The organism is Mesorhizobium kamtschaticum (assembly GCF_056174585.1).
In genome coordinates this window covers 6,103,170-6,125,131 of record NZ_CM149691.1, presented here as the reverse complement: position 1 = coordinate 6,125,131, position 21,962 = coordinate 6,103,170, and the positions used below count along the sequence as shown (strand labels likewise).

General features: G+C 63.5%; 23 protein-coding genes and 2 pseudogenes. 12 read left to right on the top strand and 13 right to left on the bottom strand.

Annotated features, from left to right (window positions below; translation table 11 throughout):
* Positions 1-2 precede the first annotated feature (2 nt).
* Complete coding sequence (locus AC0V7N_RS30530) at positions 3-1,157, bottom strand: PA0069 family radical SAM protein (RefSeq protein WP_475460565.1); 1,155 nt, start codon at positions 1,155-1,157, stop codon at positions 3-5.
* Positions 1,158-1,307: 150 nt separating this feature from the next.
* Between AC0V7N_RS30530 and AC0V7N_RS30525 the strand changes: the two genes are divergently transcribed.
* Positions 1,308-1,835 carry a glycosyltransferase gene (locus AC0V7N_RS30525; RefSeq protein WP_475451888.1) on the top strand — a complete coding sequence of 176 codons (528 nt, stop codon included), beginning with the start codon at positions 1,308-1,310 and terminating at the stop codon, positions 1,833-1,835.
* 147 nt (positions 1,836-1,982) lie between these two features.
* Positions 1,983-2,957: a hypothetical protein gene (locus AC0V7N_RS30520; RefSeq protein WP_475451887.1), complete on the top strand. Its 975-nt coding sequence runs from the start codon at positions 1,983-1,985 to the stop codon at positions 2,955-2,957.
* Positions 2,958-2,963: 6 nt separating this feature from the next.
* Here the strand turns inward: AC0V7N_RS30520 and AC0V7N_RS30515 are convergent, their stop codons facing one another.
* The 7 genes from AC0V7N_RS30515 to AC0V7N_RS30485 form a co-directional block, all read right to left on the bottom strand.
* Positions 2,964-3,404, bottom strand: coding sequence for a GFA family protein (locus AC0V7N_RS30515; RefSeq protein WP_475451886.1), 441 nt, complete (start codon positions 3,402-3,404; stop codon positions 2,964-2,966).
* Positions 3,405-3,547: 143 nt separating this feature from the next.
* Positions 3,548-4,102 carry a molybdenum cofactor biosynthesis protein B gene (gene moaB, locus AC0V7N_RS30510; RefSeq protein ID WP_475451885.1) on the bottom strand — a complete coding sequence of 185 codons (555 nt, stop codon included), beginning with the start codon at positions 4,100-4,102 and terminating at the stop codon, positions 3,548-3,550.
* The gene (locus tag AC0V7N_RS30505; RefSeq protein WP_475460563.1) at positions 4,089-5,003 is read right to left on the bottom strand and encodes a 4-(cytidine 5'-diphospho)-2-C-methyl-D-erythritol kinase; all 915 of its coding nucleotides are present in this window, start codon (positions 5,001-5,003) and stop codon (positions 4,089-4,091) included. The genes moaB and AC0V7N_RS30505 overlap by 14 nt, the downstream gene beginning before the upstream one ends.
* Before the next feature lie 11 nt (positions 5,004-5,014).
* Positions 5,015-5,200 (bottom strand): membrane protein, encoded by a 186-nt coding sequence (locus AC0V7N_RS30500; protein ID WP_027041406.1) that lies wholly within the window; start codon positions 5,198-5,200, stop codon positions 5,015-5,017.
* Positions 5,201-5,339: 139 nt separating this feature from the next.
* Positions 5,340-6,200, bottom strand: a complete 861-nt coding sequence (locus AC0V7N_RS30495) for a S49 family peptidase (protein WP_475451884.1) — start codon at positions 6,198-6,200, stop codon at positions 5,340-5,342.
* A gap of 79 nt (positions 6,201-6,279) precedes the next feature.
* Positions 6,280-7,080 carry a tRNA1(Val) (adenine(37)-N6)-methyltransferase gene (locus AC0V7N_RS30490; RefSeq protein ID WP_475451883.1) on the bottom strand — a complete coding sequence of 267 codons (801 nt, stop codon included), beginning with the start codon at positions 7,078-7,080 and terminating at the stop codon, positions 6,280-6,282.
* Positions 7,080-7,304 (bottom strand): putative signal transducing protein, encoded by a 225-nt coding sequence (locus AC0V7N_RS30485; RefSeq protein ID WP_096455869.1) that lies wholly within the window; start codon positions 7,302-7,304, stop codon positions 7,080-7,082. The genes AC0V7N_RS30490 and AC0V7N_RS30485 overlap by 1 nt, the downstream gene beginning before the upstream one ends.
* Positions 7,305-7,509: 205 nt before the next feature.
* Between AC0V7N_RS30485 and AC0V7N_RS30480 the strand changes: the two genes are divergently transcribed.
* Entirely contained in the window at positions 7,510-8,526 is a 1,017-nt protein-coding gene (locus tag AC0V7N_RS30480; protein ID WP_475451882.1) for a polyprenyl synthetase family protein, read from the top strand.
* A 19-nt stretch (positions 8,527-8,545) separates the two neighbouring features.
* Here AC0V7N_RS30480 and AC0V7N_RS30475 read toward each other — a convergent pair whose 3' ends face one another.
* The gene (locus AC0V7N_RS30475; RefSeq protein WP_475451881.1) at positions 8,546-9,982 is read right to left on the bottom strand and encodes an MFS transporter; all 1,437 of its coding nucleotides are present in this window, start codon (positions 9,980-9,982) and stop codon (positions 8,546-8,548) included.
* 100 nt (positions 9,983-10,082) lie between these two features.
* On the opposite strand from AC0V7N_RS30475, the gene AC0V7N_RS30470 reads away from it, so the two are divergent.
* The 5 genes and pseudogenes from AC0V7N_RS30470 to AC0V7N_RS30450 all read left to right on the top strand — a co-directional run bounded on the left by AC0V7N_RS30470 (position 10,083) and on the right by AC0V7N_RS30450 (position 14,619).
* Positions 10,083-10,688 (top strand): TetR/AcrR family transcriptional regulator, encoded by a 606-nt coding sequence (locus AC0V7N_RS30470; RefSeq protein WP_475451880.1) that lies wholly within the window; start codon positions 10,083-10,085, stop codon positions 10,686-10,688.
* A gap of 83 nt (positions 10,689-10,771) precedes the next feature.
* Positions 10,772-11,441: pseudogene (locus AC0V7N_RS30465) on the top strand (GntR family transcriptional regulator).
* Positions 11,442-11,632: 191 nt separating this feature from the next.
* The gene (locus AC0V7N_RS30460) at positions 11,633-12,226 is read left to right on the top strand and encodes a biotin transporter BioY (protein ID WP_475451878.1); all 594 of its coding nucleotides are present in this window, start codon (positions 11,633-11,635) and stop codon (positions 12,224-12,226) included.
* Positions 12,223-12,660, top strand: a complete 438-nt coding sequence (locus AC0V7N_RS30455) for a DUF1284 domain-containing protein (protein WP_475451876.1) — start codon at positions 12,223-12,225, stop codon at positions 12,658-12,660. The genes AC0V7N_RS30460 and AC0V7N_RS30455 overlap by 4 nt, the downstream gene beginning before the upstream one ends.
* A 183-nt stretch (positions 12,661-12,843) precedes the next feature.
* Positions 12,844-14,619: a tetratricopeptide repeat protein gene (locus AC0V7N_RS30450; protein ID WP_475451875.1), complete on the top strand. Its 1,776-nt coding sequence runs from the start codon at positions 12,844-12,846 to the stop codon at positions 14,617-14,619.
* A 131-nt stretch (positions 14,620-14,750) separates the two neighbouring features.
* Here AC0V7N_RS30450 and AC0V7N_RS30445 read toward each other — a convergent pair whose 3' ends face one another.
* On the bottom strand, positions 14,751-15,212 hold the full coding sequence (locus AC0V7N_RS30445) for a GNAT family N-acetyltransferase (protein ID WP_475451874.1): 462 nt from the start codon (positions 15,210-15,212) through the stop codon (positions 14,751-14,753).
* A gap of 222 nt (positions 15,213-15,434) precedes the next feature.
* On the opposite strand from AC0V7N_RS30445, the pseudogene AC0V7N_RS30440 reads away from it, so the two are divergent.
* A pseudogene (locus tag AC0V7N_RS30440) lies at positions 15,435-16,354 on the top strand (glycine--tRNA ligase subunit alpha).
* A gap of 61 nt (positions 16,355-16,415) precedes the next feature.
* Here the strand turns inward: AC0V7N_RS30440 and AC0V7N_RS30435 are convergent.
* Positions 16,416-16,592: a hypothetical protein gene (locus tag AC0V7N_RS30435; RefSeq protein ID WP_475451873.1), complete on the bottom strand. Its 177-nt coding sequence runs from the start codon at positions 16,590-16,592 to the stop codon at positions 16,416-16,418.
* Between the two features lie 194 nt (positions 16,593-16,786).
* Between AC0V7N_RS30435 and glyS the strand changes: the two genes are divergently transcribed.
* Together glyS and AC0V7N_RS30425 are read left to right on the top strand one after the other, a co-directional pair.
* Positions 16,787-19,255 carry a glycine--tRNA ligase subunit beta gene (gene glyS, locus AC0V7N_RS30430; RefSeq protein ID WP_475451872.1) on the top strand — a complete coding sequence of 823 codons (2,469 nt, stop codon included), beginning with the start codon at positions 16,787-16,789 and terminating at the stop codon, positions 19,253-19,255.
* A gap of 109 nt (positions 19,256-19,364) precedes the next feature.
* Positions 19,365-19,712: an ATPase gene (locus AC0V7N_RS30425; protein ID WP_475451871.1), complete on the top strand. Its 348-nt coding sequence runs from the start codon at positions 19,365-19,367 to the stop codon at positions 19,710-19,712.
* Positions 19,713-19,792: 80 nt separating this feature from the next.
* On the opposite strand, the gene AC0V7N_RS30420 is transcribed toward AC0V7N_RS30425, so the two are convergent.
* Together AC0V7N_RS30420 and AC0V7N_RS30415 are read right to left on the bottom strand one after the other, a co-directional pair.
* Entirely contained in the window at positions 19,793-20,020 is a 228-nt protein-coding gene (locus AC0V7N_RS30420) for a hypothetical protein (protein WP_475451870.1), read from the bottom strand.
* 343 nt (positions 20,021-20,363) lie between these two features.
* The gene (locus AC0V7N_RS30415) at positions 20,364-20,804 is read right to left on the bottom strand and encodes a hypothetical protein (protein WP_496627475.1); all 441 of its coding nucleotides are present in this window, start codon (positions 20,802-20,804) and stop codon (positions 20,364-20,366) included.
* Positions 20,805-20,978: 174 nt separating this feature from the next.
* On the opposite strand from AC0V7N_RS30415, the gene AC0V7N_RS30410 reads away from it, so the two are divergent.
* A complete protein-coding gene (locus AC0V7N_RS30410) occupies positions 20,979-21,953 on the top strand; it encodes an L-threonylcarbamoyladenylate synthase (protein WP_475451868.1) in 975 nt (324 codons plus the stop codon).
* Positions 21,954-21,962 lie beyond the last annotated feature (9 nt).

Below are 21,962 nucleotides of genomic sequence, written 5' to 3'. Positions count from 1 at the left end.
TTTCAGAGCAGCATCAGCTGTTCCTGGTCTTTTCCAGCGGCGACGAACTGGTCGGTGCGCAGCGTGCGCCGTTCGGCATTGAGACCGAGCCGCTTGGCGGTGATCTCGAAGCGGCGGCCGATCTGCCAGGCGTAGGGGCCGGCACCCTTCATGCGCTTGCCCCATTCCGAATCGTAATCCTTGCCGTCGCGCATCGAGCGGATCAGCGACATCACGTGGCGATAGCGATCGGGATAGTGGCGCAACAGCCAGTCCTTGAAGATCGGGCTGACCTCCAGCGGCAGGCGCAGCACGACATAACCTGCCTCGCGTGCGCCGGCTGCGTGCGCCGAATCGAGGATCCGTTCCATTTCTTGATCGGTCAGGCCGGGGATGATCGGCGCCACCATGACCGAAGCCGGGATGCCGGCATCCGAGAGCTGCCGGATCGCCTCCAGCCGCTTGGTCGGCGTCGACGCGCGGGGTTCCATGGTGCGCGCCAGCATGCGGTCCATTGTCGTCACCGACAGCGCCACCTTGGCTAGCCCGCGCTCGGCCATGCGCGACAATATGTCGATGTCGCGCGTCACCAGGGCGGACTTGGTGACGATGCCGACCGGATGGCCGCGCGCTTCCAGCACTTCGAGGACCTCACGCATGATCCGGTACTGCTTCTCGATCGGCTGGTAGGGATCGGTGTTGGTGCCGATGGCGATGGTGCGCGGCTGGTAGCCGTCCTTGGACAGCTCCTTGTCGAGCAGCCGCGCCGCATCTGGCTTGGCGAACAGCTTGGATTCGAAATCCAGCCCCGGCGACAGGGCCATGAAGGCGTGCGTCGGCCGCGCGAAGCAATAGACGCAGCCATGTTCGCAGCCGCGATAGGGGTTGATCGATCGGTCGAAGGAAATGTCGGGCGATTCGTTGCGGGTGATGATGGTGCGTGGCTTTTCCACCTGCACCTCGGTCTTGAACGGCGGCAGTTCCTCCAGCGAACTCCAGCCATCGTCGAAGACATGCCGGCTGACGGGTTCGAAGCGACCGGACGGATTGATGCCCGCCGACCGGCCGCGATTGCGGTCCGGACGGATGCGCATGCCACTCTGCTCGATCATCGCATTGGCCATTTCGGCGCGTCCTGCTCCGAAGGCTGCAATGTCGGCGCGCACGATCGGTTCCATCTTGGCCCGCTCCCAGGGACTGTCCATGTTGTGTCGAATCGCTCTGTTCATGAAATTATTCCTATTTCGCCGATGAGAACAAAGCAAGAACTTTTTATGCTGCGCCGCAAAAACTGGCGCTGTGCGCGGCTTTCCGCTATTCGGCTAAACATGCTCAGTGTTCTCATCGAAACGCGCAATGACGAGGAGGCTCTCGCCCGCACGCTCGCCTCGCTGATTGGCGGCGCGGTCGAGGGGGTGGTGCGCGAGGTCGTCGTCTGCGATGCCGGTTCCACCGACCAGACGCATCATGTTGCCGAGCATGCCGGCTGCCAGTATGTGGCGAGCGGCGGTATCGCTGCCGGGATCCGGCAGGCCAAGGGTGACTGGCTGCTGCTGCTGGAACCGGGCGCGCGGCTGGTGGAAGGCTGGATCGAAGCGGTCGTCGTCCACACCGGCAGGCAAACCATGGCGGCGCGATTCTCGCGGGCGCGGGGCAGCCGCACGCCGTTCTTGGCTCGGGTGTTTTCGGGAAATCGTGCGCTCGCCGATGGGCTGGTCATCAGCAAGCGGCAGGCCGCGTCCTTGTCGAAGAGCGCCGGCAGCGCCGAAGCGCTGGCGCGTGGCCTGGCGACAAAGAGGCTCGATGCCGAGATCTGGGTGGCGCCGCCGAAGCAGCAGCACCGCTCGCCAAAGTGATTTTTTTCGGCTGCTCTGTTCATTGTGCATTGCACAAAATCTGACGTGGGGTTAGCCTTCTTCTGAAGTGGGTGAATTGGGTTTGGGTCATGCGAGTGGTGAGCACCGATGCGGCATCGGGTTGTCACTCTCATAGAAGAGGACCCGATGAACCTTTCAACGCCTGACAAATCCGGTGCTGCCAGTCTCGAGGCCATTGCGCGCAATGGTAGCCTGCTGCGGCGCATTGCCGTGCGCATTCCGACCTATCTCACGGACCTTCGCGAAAACCCTGCCTGGCTGCCGATGTTCATGCTGGCGCGCACCATGCCTGGGCGCCGCATGCACTGGCTGGGTGCAAAACGCGCCCGTCCTGCCGACACTGTTGGGGATACGATGTTTTCCGGCGTCTCGCGGGCGACAGTGGTCGATGCGCTGCGCCTCGACGGCCTGTTTTCAGGTCTGGTCTTGCCGCCTTACATCCACGAAGAGATTGCGGATTTCGCAGGGCGTACGCCTTGCTTCGGCAATTTCGACCGCCGTCTCGAATTCATGCCGGGCGAGCATGCGCAGGCTGAGAAACGCCTGGGCCGTTCGCTGCTCAGCGGGCACTATTTCGAGCGCATCCTCGACTGTCCGGCGGCACTCGCCATACAGCGCGATCCGCTGCTTCTCGACGTTGCCGCGCACTACCTTGGTGGCCAGGCGAAACTGATCACGACACGCGTCTGGTGGAGCTTTCCAACCGGCGAAGCCTCGGATGCCGACAAGAACCTTGCCTCGCTCGGCAAATATCATTTCGACCTCGACGACTGGCGCATGCTGAAATTTTTCTTCTACCTCAAGCCCGTCGACGCCGACACCGGTCCGCATGTCTATGTCAGGGGCAGCCATAACAGGCGCGCCATAAAGCATCAGCTGACCCTGTTGGTCGGTCATCCCGCCCAGGAGGTGCTGGACGTCTATGGCGAGCAGAGCCCGGTGACGCTGACCGGCGAAGCCGGCCTCGGCTTCGTCGAGGACCCCTTCGGTTTCCACATGGGCACCGTGCCGGCGCGCACGCCGCGGCTGATGATGGAAGTCGGTTTCGGTGTTTCGCGCCCCTCGCGCCGGCGCTTTCACGGCGAGCCGGTCATCCGCTGAGCGCGATCAGTCGAAACGCATCTCGACCGGCATCCAGCGAAGGCGGCGCCTGGCTTGGCGTTGCTCTCTGCTTTCCCTGTCGAAGTCGACAGGGATCGGTTCCCGATTGAATGCCCTTTGATCATCCAGGGCGTTGATGATGACGATTGCCCGCGCATCGTCGTCTCCGGCGATTGCATCGTTTCCGGCGAGTGCGGCGACATAGACGCCGCATTCCCCGCAGATCAGATAGTCGGCCGTCCTCAGCCCGAACCGGTAGTTCCGCAATCGCTCGGCGTCCTTCACCAAAATGATCAGCCTGCCGTCCGGATCGGCGACGGCGCGCGCGCCATGTCTGACACAGAACGAGCATTGGCAGGCGCGGATTTCGATTTGCGAGGGGTCGAGCTCGGTTGAAAATCGAAGGCGTATGTTGCCGCAATGGCATCCGCCGGTGTGCTCGTTCATTGCATCTTCCCCATCATGATCGGCCATGGCCGTTCCATGGGAAGGTACTTTCTTCGGCATCCGGTTTGGAATGGCGTTTCGAAGGCACTGCTGGCGTTCTGCCTGGCAAAGGCGGCGTGAAACCGGGGCTTTGCCCTGGGTTTTTACGGAGCCGACGTCCCGCGCCGCAGATGCTCGTCCAGGCGCGGCATGATCTCGACGAAGTTGCAGGGCATGTGCCGGTAATCGAGCTGCGCCTTGAGGATGCCGTCCCAGGCGTCCTTGCAGGCGCCGGGCGAGCCCGGCAGCACGAACACGAAAGTGGCGTTGACCACGCCGCCGGTCGCCCGGCTCTGGATCGTCGACGTGCCGATCTTGTCGTAGGAGATGCGGTGGAACACTTCCGAAAAGCCATCCATGCGCTTTTCGAAGATCGGCTCCAGCGCCTCCGGTGTCACGTCGCGTCCGGTGAAGCCGGTGCCGCCGGTGGTGATGACGACATCGATATCTTTGTCCCGCGACCACGCCAGGACCGTGTCGCGGATCTTTTGGCGGTCATCGGTGACGATGTCGCGGGCGGCCAGGATGTGGCCGGCCTCGGTGACGCGGTCGGCCAGCGTCTGGCCGGATTTGTCGTCGGCAAGGCTGCGCGTGTCCGAAACGGTCAGCACCGCGATGCGCACGGGAATGAAGGAACGGCTCTCGTCAAGTCTGGCCATCAGCTCCCTCCGAGGCGATGCTGCGCGTCGCCGCGACGAACCAGTCGGGCTGGCGGCCGCGGATTTCGGCCGCCGCGCGCTTGGCGACATTGCCGGTCTCGAACAGGCCGAAACAGGTCGCGCCCGATCCGGACATGCGTGAAAACCCCGATCCCGCTTTGTTCAGCCACGACAGCGCTCGGCCTATGGCGGGCTGCATCGCCAGGGCTGCCGGCTCGAGATCGTTTCGGGTGACCTCCAGCCAGTTGCGCAGGCTGTGAAAATCGATGCTGCGCGGCAGCGGCGGCAGGGGTTCGTTGTCGCGGCGGGAAAGCGCTGCGAACACATCCGCCGTCGAGACCGGCGTGCCTGGATTGACCAGCACCAGTCCCAGCGCCGAAAAGTCCGGCACCATCGACAGTTCGTCACCAATGCCGCGCGCCACCAGCGGCTTTGCCGCCAGGCACATCGGCACATCGGCGCCAAGCGAGAGACCGATCCGCGCCAGCCCGGCATCGTCCATGTCCAGGCCCCAGCTCTGCGCCAGCCCGCGCAGCACGGCCGCCGCATCGCTCGACCCGCCGCCGACGCCGGAGGCCACCGGCAGGTTCTTTTCGAGTTTTATGAAGACGGGCGGGGCTCGCTCGGGGCCGGCCTCCCTTCGCAAGGCATCGCGCGCCTTGAGCACCAGATTGCTGGCGTCGAGAGGAACTGCCGGCGCATAACGACCGGACACGGTAAACTCATCGCTGTCGGCGAGCGCGATCTCGACCCGGTCGCCAAAACGCGTGAACACCGCCAGGCTTTCGATCAGGTGATAGCCGTCAGGGCGCCGGCCGGTGACATGCAGCGCCAGATTGATCTTGGCGTGCGCGTGCCAGGTACGCGCACCGGTGTCGGTGTCCGCCGCAACTGATGTCAGCGAAATGATGCTCAGTCCTTGGCCAGCCGGTATTCGCCGGTCTTCGGATCCTTGACCAGCGTTCCCATCGCGCCGTTGGCCGCCTGCTTTTCGGTGCGCCGCACCTTGGCCGTCACGCGCTCGGCTTCGCGCACGAAAGTGCGGTAGCCGAAATAGGCGGCGACGCCAACGACGGCGAAGAAAATGATCTGCGGCATGTCACAACTCCTACCACGCTGGGCCGGCAAGGCGGCCGGTCGGGTCGGTTAATGCATGTCGCGCAAAACTGTGTCCGGTTTTGGGAAAACGACGTGCATAAGACTACAAGCACCCATGCTAGACGGTTTTGCCGGTTTTTCAAAGCCCGAAGCGAGCCCACAATGCGCGCTCTTCCGCCGCATCGATGACGCCGCTGGCGGCAGCAGCGGCAATGTCGGGCGCTGAAAAGCCCTTGCTGGAACCGAACAGGCCGAAGCGGCTGAGGAAACCGCGCGGCGCCGAGACCAATCTCAGCTGGGTTTTCGCCCCAAACCGGGTCTTCAGCACCGTGCGCATGTCGCCGAGCGCATCGACCAGGCCGAGCTCCAGACCCCTTTTGCCCGTCCAGAACAGGCCGGTGAACAGGTCCGGATCGTCCTTCAGCTTGGTGCCACGCCGCTCCTTGACGAGATCGATGAAGGTGTCGTGCACCTCGAGCTGCAAAGCCTTCAGCCGTTCGACGTCTTCCTTCTTCTCGGGCTTGAACGGATCGAGCACAGCCTTGTTCTGGCCGGCGGTGTGGACACGGCGCTCGACCCCGATCTTCTTCATCAGTTCCGGGAAACCGAACGAAGCCGAAACCACGCCGATCGAACCGACGATGGACGATGGATCGGCGAAAATCTCGTCGCCGGCGACCGCGATCATATAGCCGCCCGAGGCGGCGACGTCCTCGACGAAGACCAGCACCTTCTTGTTCTTTTCCACCGCCAGGTCGCGAATGCGCTTGAAGATCAGCCGCGACTGCACCGGCGAGCCGCCGGGCGAATTGATCGAAACGGCGACCGCCGGCGCGTCGAAGGAAAACGCCTTCTCGATGAGGCCGGCGGTGGAGGCCAGCGACAAATTCTGCCGGAACTGGCCGCCTGACATGATCGTGCCGTGCAGCCGGACAACCGGAATGACGACGACGGTGGAGCGCCAGGATTTCGGCAGCAGTCGGTTGAAAAGACGTTTCACGAGGGCGCGGTCTCCGGTCGATGGGTTGCAGGCATGTAGGGATTTCCCGGCCAACGGCAATGCGGCGGCCAGGAATAGCTCAATCTCCGAACAGCGAGGCGAGACCGTTGGTGATCATTTCGCTGCGCTCATCAGGGCCGTTGCCCGACTGCGCGTGAAGCATCAAAGGCGGGCGGATGGCGAGTTTTCCACGCGCCCCGAGTGCCGCCCGCACGACGATACGGATCGCCGCAGCGTCGGGGCGAGGGTGGACGGCGAGCATCTCGGCATCGCCGAAACGGCCTGATAACGCATCGAGAATGGCGGCGAGCTGTTCGGGCCGCGCGATGACGGCCAACCCGCCGCGCGGCCTGACCACCGCCGCAGCACTGCGGATCCAGCTTTCGAACAACCCGTCCTCCATGACATGGGCTTCTTTTCGCAGGCGGTCCGGCGTGGCGCGGTCCCGGGCGGCGTTGAAAGGCGGGTTCATGATGACGTAGTCGAAGTCATTGTCGGCGAGACCCGCCGCAGCCCGGGCTTGGCCCGACACAGCGACATCGGCGACGAGCACCGAGGCGCGATCGCTGAGATGGGCATTGCCAGGATGGGCAAGGGTGGCCGATGCGAAGGCCGCCATTTCCGGCGCACGTTCGACAAGCACGGCCTGGGCAGCCGGACAGCGCGACAGCACCGCCAGGCCGGCAGCACCGGCTCCGGCGCCGAAATCGGCGAGGCGCCCGCCAAAGCCGGAAGGCACGGCCGCCGCCAGCATCATCGCATCCATGCCGGCGCGGTGGCCGCCATGCTTGGGCTGCACCAGCCAGAACCGGCCGCGATGGAAGGCATCGACCGTATGGGCCGGTGTGTCCGGGGCGAGGGCGGCGGGCGCGGCCGACATTATTTTGTGCGGATTTCGTTGGCGATGCCGGCGTCCGTCAGGATACGCCGCGCGGCGTCGGCCTGGTCAGCGTCGACCATGACGCGCTTCTGCAAAAGACCGATCGACCCTTCGAGAATGCTCATATTCTGATCGGCGACAAAGCAGGCGATGCCGGCGTCGCGCATCAGCGATTCGACAAAGGAGATGATCACGGCATCGTTGGTGCGGACAAGTTCTATCATCGTGTGAAACTCGCAGTTTGCGCTATTGATGTAAACGGGCAGGGGATTTCCGTGGCAGGGCCTCGCTCCCTCCGGCGCCGGTTGACAGGCTGTCACCGACGCCGCGCCAATTCGCCACTTGCCGTGGCCGTGTCCGCCGCCCTAGAGTCCGCCTCGGGACTAAGGGTGCCGTCGCACGCGTTATACCAAGACGGGAGTGATTGTCGTGGGTGTCGTTCTCAACATCGAAAACGGGAAGCGGGAACCCGCCTCCATCAAGGATCTCATCGATCTGACGGCGGCCGATATGGGCCGCGTCAACGAATTGATCCTGTCCAAGGCCGGCTCCGACGTCGAGATGATCCCGGAGGTCGCCAACCATCTGATCTCGTCTGGCGGCAAGCGGCTCAGGCCGATGCTGACGCTCGCTGCCGCGCAGATGTTCGGCTATGTTGGCGAGGGCCACGTCAAGCTCGCCACCTCGGTCGAGTTCATGCATACGGCGACGCTTCTCCACGACGACGTCGTCGACGAAAGCGGCATGCGCCGCGGCAAGAAGACCGCCCGCATGATCTGGGGCAACCAGGCGAGCGTGCTGGTCGGCGACTTCCTGCTCGGCCAGGCCTTCCGCATGATGGTCGATGTCGGCTCGCTCGAAGCGCTCGACATCCTGTCCAGCGCCGCGTCAATCATCGCCGAGGGCGAGGTCATGCAGCTTGCGGCCGCCAAGAACCTCGAAACCACCGAGGACGAGCATTTCGCCGTCATCAAGGCCAAGACCGCAGCGCTGTTTTCGGCCGCCGCTGAGGTTGGACCGGTCATCGCCCAGGCGACCCGCAATGACCGCGCGGCGCTGCGCTCCTACGGCATGAATCTCGGCCTTGCCTTCCAGCTCATCGACGATGCGCTGGACTATGGCGGCACCAGCAAGGATCTCGGCAAGAATGTCGGTGACGATTTCCGCGAGGGCAAGGTGACCCTGCCGGTCATCCTCGCCTACCGGCGCGGCACCAAGGCCGAGCGCACCTTCTGGAAGCGCGCCATCGAGGACAATGTCGTCGACGACGCGGGCCTGGAAAAGGCTATCGGCCTGATGACCCGCCACGGCGCCATCGCCGACACGATCGGCCGTGCCCGCCATTTCGGCGAGATCGCCCGTGATGCGCTGGCGCCGCTGGAGGAGACGCCGCAGAAATCGGCGCTGATCGACGTCATCGATTTCTGCATCAGCCGGGTGAACTGAGCGTCACCCGGCGTGGCGACTACTTCGCCTTTGCCGGCAGCACCATTGCGGCCAGCAGGCTGATCAGGATGCCTGCCGCAGCGAGCCAGAAGGCAAATTGTATGCCGTCGGCAATCGCGCTCTTCAGCGCATCGCCCGTCAGCCCGGCAATGTGACTGTTGGCGACCGCGATCAACGTCGCCATACCGATGGCATTGCCGATGTTGAGCGTCGTGCAAGCCATTCCCGAGGCCACGCCCTGTTCGTCATGCGCGACACCTGAAGCGGCCGCGATCCACATCGCCGTCCAGACAATGCCCTGTCCAACACCGGAGATGATCAGGCCGGGAACGATGGCGGCATAGCTGCTCTCTGCCGACGCCCCAAGGACCATCAAGGCTGTGCCGATTGCCCCGATGATCATGCCGCCAACCAGGGTCGAGCGTGTCGAGAAGCGTGTCGCCAGGCGTTCACCGAGCTGCGTGCCGGTGGCGATGGCGATCGACGGCACCAGGAAGGCGAGGCCGGTCTCCAGCGCAGTGAAGCCATGCACGGTCTGCAGCAGGACGGTTAGGAAATAGGGCAGGGCTCCAAATGTCCCCATGTAGAGGAAGGTGATCGTCATGCCGGCGACCAGGCTGCGGTTGCGGAACAGGCGCAGCGGCATCAGCGGGTCGGCGCTCCTTGCCTCGATCACGGTGAAGACGATCAGGAAGAAAGCCGCCAGCAGGGCGCTCGCAAGGATGGTCGGTGACGTCCAGCCATAGTCCGGTCCCTGAACCAGCGTGAAGACCAGCAGCGTGGCGCCGGCGGTGACGGTGAGCGCGCCGGGCAGGTCGAAATTGCGCTGCTCGTGCCGCTTCGAATCGCGCGGGATGATGGCAAAGGCGGCAACGATGGCGACACCGGCCAGCACCACATTGACATAGAAGACGGACGGCCAGCCGAAGGCGCTGGTCAAAAACCCTCCCGCCAGGGAGCCGAGGGTCAGGCCGCTTGCCCCGGCGCCGCCCCAGACCGCGAGTGCCCGGTTGCGCTCTGGCCCTTCCGCGAACAGGCGATTGATCAGCGACAGTGTCGCCGGAAACAGGAAGGCAGCGCCAATGCCTTGCACGGCGCGCGCCGCGATGATGATTCCTGGCGACCAGGCGAGGCCGCCAAGCAGCGATGAAAGCGCATAAAGCCAGAGCGCGAGGATGAAGACGCGGCGCTGGCCGATGAGGTCGGCAGCGCGGCCGCCAAACAGCAGGAAGCCGCCGGTGAAGACCGTGTAGGCGCTCACCACCCATTGCAATGTCTGGCCGGAAAAACCGAGGCCGGAGCCGATCTCCGGCAGCGCCACGAAAACGATGTTGAGGTCGAGCGCGATGATGAGCTGGGCGAAGGCCAGTAGCGCCAGCGTGGCGCCGCGTTTGCTGCCAGCCGCTGCTTGAGTTGGCGCGACATCCAGCGGCGCGCCTTGATCCAGTAAACTCATGTCAGTCTCCGATTGATTCCTTATCGATTGACAAAGAATTAGAATTTGCAATCTGGAGTCAAGCGGATTATTTGTTGATCGATAAAAAATGGAGTTGGCGATGGCGGGAAGGCCAAGGGAGTTCGACCGCGATCAGGCGCTGGAGAAGGCGCAGGACGCCTTCTGGACGCGCGGTTACGAAGGCACCTCGATGGCCGATCTCGTCTCGGTGCTCGGCATCGCCTCGGCGCGCATCTATGCGGCCTTTGGTTCGAAGGAGGATCTGTTTCGGGAAGCGGTCGGGCTCTATGAGGCCAATGAGGGCGGTTTTGCCACGCGAGCCCTGGCGGAAGAGCCGACCGCCCGGCGCGTCATCGAGCGAATGCTGCGCGAGGCCGTCGAAACCTATACGAAGCCGGGGCGGCCGCAGGGCTGCATGGTGGTGTCGGCCGCCACCAACTGCGCCGTCGAGAATGACCGCGTGCAGGAGTGGCTGGCGGAGCACCGCCGGGCGCGCACGGTATCGATCGTCGAGCGGCTGAATAAGGCTGTTCGGGACGGCGAACTGAAACCGGATACCGATGCCGAGGCGCTGGGCGATTACTACGCCGCGCTCATGCATGGACTTTCCGTGCAAGCCCGTGACGGCGTGCCGAAAAAGCGCCTGCACGATCTCATCACGGTCGCCATGCAGGTGCTGGATGCAAGGCTGGCGGGGCGCCCGTGAATTTCGGTACCGTTCGCCAGGCAGTTGTGGAAGCCGGTCTCGACGTCTCGACAAGCAGCCCTGCTACAAATTATCTATAAAATATGGCAAAGGGCACGGACGACACCATCGCGGTGCGTATCAGCAAGGTGCTGGCGGACCGCATCATCTCCGGCGCGATCGAGCCTGGGGCGCGGCTGCGCCAGGATCATGTCGCCGAGGAGTTCCACACCAGCCACGTTCCGGTGCGCGAGGCGTTCCGCCGTCTGGAGGCGCAAGGCCTGGCCGTCAGCGAGCCGCGCCGCGGCGTGCGCGTCGCGGCTTTCGATCTCGGCGAAGTCAAGGAAGTCGCCGAAATGCGAGCCGCCCTTGAAGTGCTGGCGCTGCGCCACGCCGCGCCGCATCTGACGTCAGCCATTCTCGATCTCGCCGAGGAAGCGACCAAGGCCGGCGACAAATCCCGTGACGTCAGGTCCTGGGAGGAAGCGAATCGTGCTCTTTCATCGGCTGATCCTGGCGCCATGCGCCATGCCGCGCCTGCTCGCCACCATCGACGATCTGCATGCTGCCAGTGCCCGCTTTCTGTTCGCCGCTTGGCGTTCGGAGTGGGAGACACGCACCGACCAGGACCACCGGGCGATCCTGACCGCCTTGCGGCAAGGAAACACCGAATCGGCCGCCGCGACGCTGGGGCGGCATGTCCAGTGGATTGGCCGCAAGCCGGTCAAGACGGCCTCCGGCGCGACGCGCGAAGCCTTCGCGATCGTGGGCTGATGCATGTCGCACAAAAGTGGCCCCCGATTTTAGGAACACGACATGCATAAAATAATGATCTGAAGCGCGTCGCGACGCGGGTCAGACGGTCTTTGTCGTGGGAAGGCTTGCTATCCCAGCGAAAATGTGGATTCGATAATAGATCGAAAACAGAAATTATCTATAATTTCAAACCGGTCGAAGGAATCCTCATGACAGACATCGCATTCTCGTCCCACAAGCCGTCCTTCAGCCCGCTTCGGCTCCAGGATCGTTCGCTCGCCTGGCAGGTGGGAGCCGTCGTGCTCGGCACGCTGTTCCTGGCGCTGTCGTCCTACATCGAAGTGCCGATGGTGCCTGTCCCCGTGACCATGCAGACCTTCGCCGTGACGCTCATTGGCGCGCTCTATGGCTGGCGGCTTGGCGCGGTCACCATCGCGGCGTGGCTTGTCGAGGGTGCTGCCGGCTTTCCGGTGCTGGCTGGAGGCGCTGCCGGCGTGGCACATTTCGTCGGCCCGACCGGCGGTTATCTCTTCGCTTTCCCGGTCACCGGCGCGCTTGTCGGCTGGCTGGCCGAACGCGGCTGGAACGGCAACAGGGTGCTGCTTGCCTTCGCCGCCATGCTGCTCGGCAATCTTGCCTGTCTGGTGCTCGGGACGGCGTGGCTCGCCGTCATGATCGGCACTGAGAAGGCCATTACCTTCGGCTTCCTGCCGTTCATCGTCGGCGGTTTGCTGAAGTCGGCGCTTGGAGCCGCGACGCTGATGGCGCTTCGCGGCGGCAAGGCGAAGCCGGCCAATTCGTGACGATCAGGCTGCGCGCCCATCACCTCCTTTGCCTGCTCACCTATGTGGGCAAGGGATACAGCCCCGCTTTCACCGCCAATTACGACGCGGTCGCGGTGCGCCTGAGCCGGGGCGAGGACATCCTCCTCGTTGCCGGCCCAGACGACATCTGCGCGCCGTTGCTGGACGAGCCGGAACCGCATTGTCTCAACGACAGCGTCATCGAACGGGACCGGCTTGCCGCACGCGATGTCGGGGATCTACTGGCCCGGTCAATCCAGGCCGGCGTCCGCCTCCACCTCGATCCGGCAATCCTGGCGCGGATGCGGCGGGCGTTTTCCGTCGGTGGCGTGCGCAAGGCTTGCGACGGCTGCGAGTGGAACGAACTGTGCAGCGCGATAGCGGCCGGCGGCTTTGCCGAAACGAAGGTGCAGCGATCCGTCGTGCTGGGCTGACCTTGACGCGGGCTTTTCCACGGTCGAAAGTCCCCTTCAGCCATGGTTTGTTAATCGGCTGACCCGATTGTGAATTTCAGGCGGATTGAAGCGCGACCCCAAAAAGGCCATGCTTTGCCCGGAAAGATCGAGTCTACGTCGATCCCGCTGACGCGGAGATGGCGCCTGGCTGAAAGGGATACGATGCAGCAAGGACGTGCGCGCTGGCTGACAAGGCTGGCAATTGTGACGGGCATGGCGATTTCGGCTTTGCCGGCCTATGCCAAGCAATCCACCGAACCGGTCAAGATCTCGTCGTTCTCGGGCGCCTATCTGGCCGCCCGGATCGCCGAAGGCGACAACGACCTCGACAGCGCCATCGCTTACTACAAGCAGGCGCTGGCCTTCGATCCGAGCGACACCGGCCTGCAGCAGAGCCTGATGCTGTCGCTGATCGCACAAGGCCGCTTCGACGAATCCCTGGTCTATGCCGACAAGCTCAAGGAAGTGCCCGATGTCGAGCGCTTCTCGCGCCTGGCGCTGGCGGTCGATTCCTTCCACAAGAAGGATTTCACCAAGGCGCAGTACTGGCTCAAGCTGTCGCTGGAATCCGATCTCGACCGGCTGATCTCCGGCGTCATGTCCGGCTGGGCCGAACAGGGTGCCGGCCAGGCCAGCGATGCGATGGCTTCGATCGACAAGCTTCAGGGGCCGGACTGGTTCGGCCTGTTCAAATCCTTCCACCGCGCCCTGATCGCCGACGCCTCCAACATGCCTGAAAAGGCCGAGGCGATCTACGCCGCGACGATGCAGGACACAACTGCCGGCGGTGCGGCGCCTGAAACCTGGATGCGTAACGCGCAGGCCTATGCCTCGTTCCTGGCCCGCAAGGGCGACAAGGCCAAGGCGGTCTCGGTGCTCGACCAGGCCGAGGCGTTTTCGCCGGGCAAGCTGGAAATCGTCGCTTTGCGCGACAGGATAGCCAAGGGCGACAAGATTGCGCCCTTCGTTTCCGGTCCCGCCGACGGTGCTTCCGAAATCCTGCTCGATCTGGCCACCGCGCTCAATCGTGGCGGCGGCGAGCCGTTCGTTCGCCTTTACCTGCAATATGCGCTCGCCCTGCGGCCTGACAGCGACGCGGCCCTTGTGCAGCTCGCCGCCGTTGCCGAACAGCTGAAGGACGGCGAGGGCGCCATCGCGCTCTATCGGCGCATCCCCGATTCTTCGCCGCTGAAGGAGCTTTCGGACCTGCAGCTTGGCCTCAACCTTGCCGATCTCGACCGCCATGACGAGGCGATCACCCATCTCAAGGCCTTCGTCGAGGCCCATCCCAACGACATGCGCGCCTATCTGGCGCTCGGCGGGGTCTATTCCTCGAAGGATGATTTCCGCTCGGCCGCCAATCTCTACGACAAGGCCGTCGAGGTGCTGAAGACGCCGACCGCGGCCAACTGGAACATCTTCTACCAGCGCGGCATCGCCTATGAGCGGCTGAAGGAATGGCCGAAGGCCGAGCCGAATTTCCGCCGGGCGCTGGAGCTGCAGCCCGATCAGCCGCAGGTGCTGAACTATCTCGGCTATTCCTGGGTCGACATGAACACCAACCTGAAGGAAGGCCTGGCGATGATCCAGAAGGCCGTCGATCTCAGGCCGAGCGACGGTTACATCGTCGATTCGCTGGGCTGGGCCTATTTCCGCCTCGGCAGGTTCGATGACTCAGTGCGCGAAATGGAACGCGCCGTATCGCTGAAGCCGGAAGATCCGGTTCTCAACGACCATCTCGGCGACGCCTATTGGCGCGTCGGCCGCAAGCTGGAAGCCACCTTCCAGTGGAACCAGGCCCGCGACCTGAAGCCGGATCCCGATGTGCTGGCCACCTTGCAGCAGAAGCTGATGAAGGGCCTGCCGCCGATCGAATCCAACACGGCGCAGGAGACCCCCAAGGTCAAGCCGGAGCCGGTGCCTGCCCCGAAGGGGTGAAATCGGCTTTTTGAAATGCGAACGGGGCTCTTTGGGAGCCCCGTTTTCGTTTGGAGCAATTCCAGGAAAAGTGTGAACGGTTTTCCGTCCGGAACTGCGTCAAAACAAGGACTTGGAACGGCGCGTCGTCCTCAAAATAGTTTGCGGTAGACGACGAACCCGGAGCGTTCGCCGACCTTGTCATAGAGTTTCATTGCCGTCTCATTTGTCTCGTGCGTCAGCCAGTAAACCCGGCCCGAGCCGGCTGCCTGGGCGCGCTCATAAACGCCTTCGATCAGCGCCCGGCCGATGCCTTTTCCGCGCGACGCCTGCGTGGTGAAAAGGTCCTGCAAATAACAGTTCGGCGCGATCGCCGTCGTGCTGCGGTGGAAGAGATAGTGCACGAGGCCGAGCAGTTGGCCGTCGCTTTCGGCCACCAGCGCATGCACCGGCTCATAGGCATCGAAGAAGCGCGACCATGTCATGGTGGTGATCTCGCTCGCCAGCGCCGTCTCGCCCGAGCGGCCATAAAACGCGTTGTAGCCATCCCACAGCGGCAGCCATCGGTCGAAATCCTGTCGCGTGACCGGGCGGACGGTGATGGAATTGGGCATGACTGGACCTGTCGTCGTTGCTGTGGGGATCGAACAGACCGCAGGCTTCTGAGGTGGGCAATGGGCCAGCCTCCGCAAAGCTTTCAACAGCGTTTGGGTATGTCCAGCGCGACCGCATCCCACGCGCCTTGCTTGACGCTTCGCCGTCGTGTCTCTAGGACGTGCCGGCAAGCTAGCCTTTGCTGTCGAGGCCACCCCGTGACGATTGAAATCCCCGCCCATATGCACCCAGCCGCTCGTTCCAGGGGCTGATCCTGACCTTGCACAATTACTGGGCGGCCTATGGTTGCGTCATTCTCCAGCCTTACGACATGGAGGTCGGCGCCGGCACGTTTCACCCGGCAACGACGCTGCGCGCGCTCGGTCCAAAGCGCTGGAACGCTGCCTATGTCCAACCCTCGCGCCGTCCCAAGGATGGCCGCTATGGCGAAAACCCGAACCGGCTGCAGCATTATTACCAATATCAGGTGATCTTGAAGCCGAACCCGCCGAACCTGCAGGAGCTCTATCTCGGCTCGCTGGCGGCGATCGGCGTCGATCCACTGCTGCATGACATCCGTTTTGTCGAGGACGACTGGGAGAGCCCGACGCTGGGCGCCTGGGGGCTTGGCTGGGAATGCTGGTGCGACGGCATGGAAGTCTCGCAGTTCACCTATTTCCAGCAGGTCTGCGGCATCGAATGCGCGCCGGTGGCCGGCGAACTGACGTACGGGCTGGAACGGCTGGCCATGTATGTGCAGGGCGTCGACAACATCTACGACCTCAACTTCAATGGCCGCGAAGGCGCCGAAAAGGTGACCTATGGCGACGTCTTCCTGCAGGCCGAGCAGGAATATTCGCGCCACAATTTCGAATACGCCAACACGGCGATGCTGCTGCGCCACTTCGAAGACGCCGAAGCCGAGTGCAAGGCGCTGCTCGACGCTGGTGCGCCGGCTTCGAACGACAATCTGCCGATGCACAAGATGGTCTTCCCAGCCTACGACCAATGCATCAAGGCCAGCCATGTCTTCAACCTGCTCGACGCGCGCGGCGTGATCTCCGTCACCGAGCGGCAGAGCTACATCCTGCGGGTGCGCAATCTGGCGAAGGCTTGTGGCGAGGCGTTTTTGAAGACGCAGGCGGGCGGTCTGGCGGCTTAGAGCAATTCCAGGAAAAGTGTGAACGGTTTTCCGTCCGGAATTGCGTCAAAAAAGCTCTGCTTCAGACAGACTTCATCGTCTCGAGAGCAGCGTTGATCGGCGACAGGATCTGGCCGTTCTGCCCGGCCATCGTCCGCAGCGCCTGCCGCACACCCGGCATCGAGAAGGCGCCATGGACCTGCGCGGTGAAGCAGGCGCTGAGCGCGAGGATCTGGAGAAGTCTGGATGCCGTTTTCATGGTCGTTCAGCCAATAGTTTCCTGCCTGAGCGTGGGTCGCTCCAGCGCTGCGTTCGGTTCATGGAAATCTTTGATCCAAGGACGGGCGGGGTTGCCGCGTCCCGACAGGGCGGTCAAAATTTCTGGAAAGGGTGACAGCGGCCAGCCGAGTTGCTATGCCCCGCCCGGACCACTCTCCCGCATGAGCTGACCCGATGCCCGACCTGCTTCTAGAACTTCGTTCCGAGGAAATCCCCGCCCGCATGCAGCGCAAGGCGGCGGGCGATCTGAGGAAGATGCTGACCGACGGTCTGGTCGAGGCAGGGCTGACCTATGAGGCGGCGCGCGATTACTGGACGCCGCGGCGTCTGACGCTTGATATCAGGGGGCTGACCGCGCGTTCGAAGGATATAAGCGAGGAAATCAAAGGGCCTTCGACATCAGCGCCTGAACAGGCGGTGCAGGGGTTCCTGCGCAAGGCCGGCCTGTCTTCGGTCGCCGAGGCGCATGTCCATTCCGACCCGAAGAAGGGCGACTTCTATGTCGCCCACATTTCGAAGCCGGGCAGGGCGGCCGAAGAGATCGTCGCCGAACTGGTGCCTGGCATCATCCGCAACTTCCCCTGGCCGAAATCGATGCGCTGGGGGCCGGCCTCGGCCAAGCCCGGCTCGCTGCGCTGGGTGCGGCCGCTGCAATCGATCCTGTGCACCTTCGGCCCGGAGACCGAGGAACCTGTTGTGGTCGATTTCGAGATCGACGGCATCCGCTCCGGCAACATCACCTATGGCCACCGCTTCCTCGCGCCGGGCGAAATCACCGTGCGTCGCTTCGACGATTATGTGAGCAAGCTGGAAGCCGCGAAGGTCGTGCTCGACGCCGACCGGCGCAAGGAGATCATCCTCGCCGACGCCCGCAATCTTGCTTTCGCCAACGGGCTCGACCTGGTCGAGGACGAGGGCTTGCTGGAAGAGGTGTCCGGGCTGGTTGAATGGCCCGTCGTGCTGATGGGCGAGTTCGAGCAGGCGTTCCTCGCCATTCCGGCCGAAGTGATCCGGCTGACCATCCGCGCCAACCAGAAATGCTTTGTCACGCGCCCGCAGGGTGAAGGCGAAGCACTCTCCAACCGTTTCATCCTCACCGCCAACATCGAAGCCAAGGACGGCGGCAAGGAGATTGCGCATGGCAACGGCAAGGTGGTGCGCGCCCGTCTCTCCGACGCGCTCTATTTCTGGACGACCGACCAGGGCGATCTGCCGGATCTCGCCACGCTTGAAGCATCGGCTGAAAAGTTCGGGCTCGATCTGAAAAAGCCGCTTGATCAGCGCATGGCCCGGCTCGACCATCTCAATGTGACGTTCCACGCCAAGCTCGGCACGCAAGGCGAGCGCGTGGAGCGGATCAAGCGACTCGCCGAAGAACTGGCGCCAACGGTGGCGCAGTCGATCTCCCCCCTTGAGGGGGAGATGGCCGGCAGGCCAGAGGGGGTCGCCTCGCGTGAAGCGCTGGCATCCTCTGTCCTCAACGGGAAGTCGCGTCCGGTCGTTCCGACCCCCTCTGTCGCCTTTGGCGACATCTCCCCTTCGAGGGGGGAGATTCCCGCGCTCGCTGCTCGCGCCGCGGTTCTCGCAAAGGCCGACCTGCAGACCGAAGTGGTTGGCGAATTCCCGGAATTGCAGGGCGCCATGGGCCGCAAATACGCGCTGCTGCAAGGCGAGCATCCGTCCGTGGCCGCGGCCATCGAGGAACACTACAAGCCGCAGGGCCCGTCCGACTATGTGCCCAGCGATCCGGTGTCGGTCGCTGTCGCGCTCGCCGACAAACTGGATACGCTGGTCGGCTTCTGGGCAATCGACGAAAAGCCGACCGGGTCGAAAGATCCTTACGCACTGAGAAGAGCAGCACTGGGCGTGGTCAGGATTTTGGTCGAGAACGAAGTTCAATTGGATCTTGCTACACCACTCATCCGTTCAGGGCGTCATCTGATGGCGCAGTTACTTCAAAAAGAAGCCGGTAAAGCGGAGACCCAGTTGGCACCGATGCGGGCCATGGACGAACTATCCGGCAAAGGTTTGCTGAGCCAGTTGACGAGCTTATCCGAACGCGCTTCTCAGCTAATGTTTAGCGACTCCGGCGTACCACCTCAGAACTGGGAGATTGATCGCGCGCTCGACCTCCTCGCCTTCTTCCACGACCGCCTCAAAGTCTATCTCCGCGACCAAGGCGCCCGCCACGATCTCATCGACGCCGTCATCACGCCGCAGTCCGACGACCTCCTGCAGATCGTCCGCCGCGTCGAAGCACTGGGCTCCTTCCTCGACAGCGAGGACGGCCGCAATCTGCTTGCCGGCACCAAGCGCGCGGCCAACATTCTGGCTGCCGAGGAGAAGAAGAAAACGGCGATCGCCGAAACCGTTGAGCCGGCTCTGTTCAAGGAGAATGCCGAGAAAACGCTGTTTGCTGCGGTGAATCAGGCCGAGAAGCAAGCCGGCGAAGCGATTCAAAACGAAGACTTTTCCGCCGCCATGCTGGCGCTTAGCGTGTTGCGCGAACCCGTTGATTCATTCTTTGAGGGTGTTCTCGTGAATGATGAGGACTTGTCCGTACGTGCAAACCGTCTGGCGCTGCTCGCCCGCATCCGTGCCGCCACCGGTCAGGTCGCGGATTTCGCGAAAATCGCCGGCTGAGAGCCCAGGAAAAATATCTGCGAGCCGGCCGTTCGAGCCGGCTTACAGTCATATGACGATGATCTCTCCGTGGCAAAGGGACATGTTCCCCACCCCAACGGAGGCTTCCATGAATTCCGATCACGAAATCGAAGTGACAGAAGAAACCTCGGCTTCTGTCGAGGCGCTTGAAACCGCTTCCGAAACCGCCCTCGATCATGCCGCCGCTGCCACGGTCGAAGCCGCCGATCACTCTGACGGTGAGGACGGCGACGAAGAAGAAGGCGACGACGAAGACGGCGAAGAGTCCGACGAAGACGATGCTGAAGCCGCCACGCTCTCGGGCGATGACGACGAAGATGAGGACGAAGACGACGCCGATGATGCCGTGAAGGCTGAAGGCGATGACGCTGAAGGCGAAGAAGAATCCGAAGACGGCGAGTCCGAAGAAGACGACGACAAGGAAGAAGCGGCCTGAAATTTCAATCCGGTTCTGTCGAGAAGAGAGGGCGGCGCATCAGCGCCGCCCTTTTTTCGGTCTTCCCAAATGCCGTTTGATCAGTTTTCCAGGATGCTGACGCGCACGCTGTCCTCATAGACGTCGACCTGGATCAGCGGTTCGCCATTGACGATGGCGCGCTTGGTCGACGAACTCATCGCGCCGGGACGCTCCAGCATGCGCTGCAGATCGGCGCGCTGGTCGTTGGTCCTGAACCAGGCGTCAGCCTGGTCGTCGCTGTCGCGGCGATGGAATTTGTGCCAGTTGGCGCGGTCCTGCCGCACCATTTGCGCGGCGCTGTCCAGCGCATAGCCGTCGCTCGCCTGATGATCGCGATCGGAAATGCGCGCGACATAGGACCCAGCATGTCATCGGCTTGCGCTGCACTGGCACCCAGCAGCGAGGCCAGCAGAAGCCCGGCCACGGTAACGGTCTTGGATATTCTCATGATCAACCCCCTTTGAACGACGAAACCCGTCTGCCAGAGCCGCCCCTTTGCCCGATTCACTTGACCAAATTCAGGCGGCAGCGTTGAGCGGCCGGATAGGCCAGGACGAACTCGCGCGACAATGGTGCACAGGGCGCCGTCAAGCTGTCAACGATCTGGCCAGTCCACCAGTATGTGCGTCGCTACTTGAGCTTGCCGACCCCGGGAACGGGTGCGGTCGGTGCAGGTGCCGGCGCGGTCGGTTTCTTCTGTGCGACCGGGGTCGGAGCGGCCGAGGCGGTCGCCTTGGCGGGCGCCGCCGCGGTGGTCGCGGCGGGTGCCTTGCCTTGCGTAGGTGTCGAGAAGTCGCCGCCGACGACGCCGCCGCGAATGATCATCGGGCCTGGCATGAAACCGTGCCGTGCCTCGGGCGCGTTGGGGATTGCCGCCACCTTCTCATAAGTGACGTCGGGCTCGCCAAGCGCAACGACGGACACCACATCACTTGCCTTGATATCGGTTGCCTTCAGCATGAGGATGGAGGGCGTCGTGATCGGTGGGCCGGGAAAGACCAGCGACGAGGCCTGAGCTCCGCTGCTCGACGCCGCCAGGGTGATCCCCAGCAAGATACGCAGAGACACCATGACCACTCCCCTTTGCCCAAGCCCGGATGGTAGCGGACCGGAATTGATGCCGGCTTTCGCGGAAACATAGCATTTTAGGAATTGATAAATTGCCAAGGGCCTCTCTTGCCGAACAGCCGGCTTGCCCAAAAGCCGCCATCGTACTACGCAGCCGCCATCTGCGAGGTGATGAGAGTGGCTGAAATACTTGCCGTCGGCGAGGCGTTGGAGCGGGCGCTGGCCCTGCTCCAGGGCGGCGATGTCGTCGCTATCCCGACGGAGACCGTCTACGGGCTTGCCGGCGACGCCACCAACGGCATCGGCGTGGCGCGCATTTTCGAGGCCAAGGGACGGCCGCGCTTCAACCCGCTGATCGCCCATGTCGCCGACATGGCGATGGCCGAGCGCATCGCTGTGCTCGATCCGCTGTCGAAGAGACTGGCACAGACGTTCTGGCCGGGGCCGCTGACGCTGGTGCTGCCGCAGCGGCCTGGCAACGGCATTCATCCGCTGGTCACGGCCGGGCTCGACACGATCGCCTTGCGCATGCCGAGGGGCTTTGGCGGCGACCTCATTGCAAAACTCGGCCGGCCGCTTGCCGCACCCAGCGCCAATTCATCCGGCAGGATCAGCGCGACGACGGCGCAAGCGGTGGCGGCCGATCTCGGCGCCCGCATCAAGCTGGTGGTGGATGGTGGCGCGACACCGGTCGGGCTGGAATCGACCATCGTCAAGGTTGAGGGTACGGGATTGCGCCTGCTCCGGCCCGGCGGCATCGCCGCCGAGGAGATCGAAGCGGCCATCGGCATGGCTCTGTTGCGCGGCGGAGGGGCGGGGGTCGAGGCGCCGGGCATGCTTGCCTCGCACTACGCGCCAGGTGCCGCGATGCGGCTCAATGCCGATACGGTTGGCAAGGACGAAGCGTTGCTCGGCTTCGGCGACCAGCGGGCTGAAGGCTGGCGCCATGCGGCTGCCTTCCGCAATTTGTCTGTATCAGGCGATCTGCGCGAAGCCGCGAGCAATCTTTTCGCCTATATGCAGGATCTCGATCGCAGCGGCGCGCGCAGCATCGCGGTCGAGAAAATTCCCTTCGACGGGCTTGGCGAAGCCATCAACGACCGGCTCTCGCGTGCCGCCGCCCCTCGTGACAACACTGAGCCCACACCGTAGTTTTCCCAC

Coding starts and splice junctions, on each gene's coding strand:
- AC0V7N_RS30530 (WP_475460565.1), bottom strand. CDS start 1,157: ATGGAACCGATCGTGCGCGCCGACATTGCAGCCTTCGGAGCAGGACGC.
- AC0V7N_RS30525 (WP_475451888.1), top strand. CDS start 1,308: ATGCTCAGTGTTCTCATCGAAACGCGCAATGACGAGGAGGCTCTCGCC.
- AC0V7N_RS30520 (WP_475451887.1), top strand. CDS start 1,983: ATGAACCTTTCAACGCCTGACAAATCCGGTGCTGCCAGTCTCGAGGCC.
- AC0V7N_RS30515 (WP_475451886.1), bottom strand. CDS start 3,404: ATGAACGAGCACACCGGCGGATGCCATTGCGGCAACATACGCCTTCGA.
- moaB (WP_475451885.1), bottom strand. CDS start 4,102: ATGGCCAGACTTGACGAGAGCCGTTCCTTCATTCCCGTGCGCATCGCG.
- AC0V7N_RS30500 (WP_027041406.1), bottom strand. CDS start 5,200: ATGCCGCAGATCATTTTCTTCGCCGTCGTTGGCGTCGCCGCCTATTTC.
- AC0V7N_RS30490 (WP_475451883.1), bottom strand. CDS start 7,080: ATGTCGGCCGCGCCCGCCGCCCTCGCCCCGGACACACCGGCCCATACG.
- AC0V7N_RS30485 (WP_096455869.1), bottom strand. CDS start 7,304: ATGATAGAACTTGTCCGCACCAACGATGCCGTGATCATCTCCTTTGTC.
- AC0V7N_RS30475 (WP_475451881.1), bottom strand. CDS start 9,982: ATGAGTTTACTGGATCAAGGCGCGCCGCTGGATGTCGCGCCAACTCAA.
- AC0V7N_RS30470 (WP_475451880.1), top strand. CDS start 10,083: ATGGCGGGAAGGCCAAGGGAGTTCGACCGCGATCAGGCGCTGGAGAAG.
- AC0V7N_RS30460 (WP_475451878.1), top strand. CDS start 11,633: ATGACAGACATCGCATTCTCGTCCCACAAGCCGTCCTTCAGCCCGCTT.
- AC0V7N_RS30450 (WP_475451875.1), top strand. CDS start 12,844: ATGCAGCAAGGACGTGCGCGCTGGCTGACAAGGCTGGCAATTGTGACG.
- AC0V7N_RS30445 (WP_475451874.1), bottom strand. CDS start 15,212: ATGCCCAATTCCATCACCGTCCGCCCGGTCACGCGACAGGATTTCGAC.
- AC0V7N_RS30435 (WP_475451873.1), bottom strand. CDS start 16,592: ATGAAAACGGCATCCAGACTTCTCCAGATCCTCGCGCTCAGCGCCTGC.
- glyS (WP_475451872.1), top strand. CDS start 16,787: ATGCCCGACCTGCTTCTAGAACTTCGTTCCGAGGAAATCCCCGCCCGC.
- AC0V7N_RS30425 (WP_475451871.1), top strand. CDS start 19,365: ATGAATTCCGATCACGAAATCGAAGTGACAGAAGAAACCTCGGCTTCT.
- AC0V7N_RS30420 (WP_475451870.1), bottom strand. CDS start 20,020: ATGGTGCGGCAGGACCGCGCCAACTGGCACAAATTCCATCGCCGCGAC.
- AC0V7N_RS30415 (WP_496627475.1), bottom strand. CDS start 20,804: ATGGTGTCTCTGCGTATCTTGCTGGGGATCACCCTGGCGGCGTCGAGC.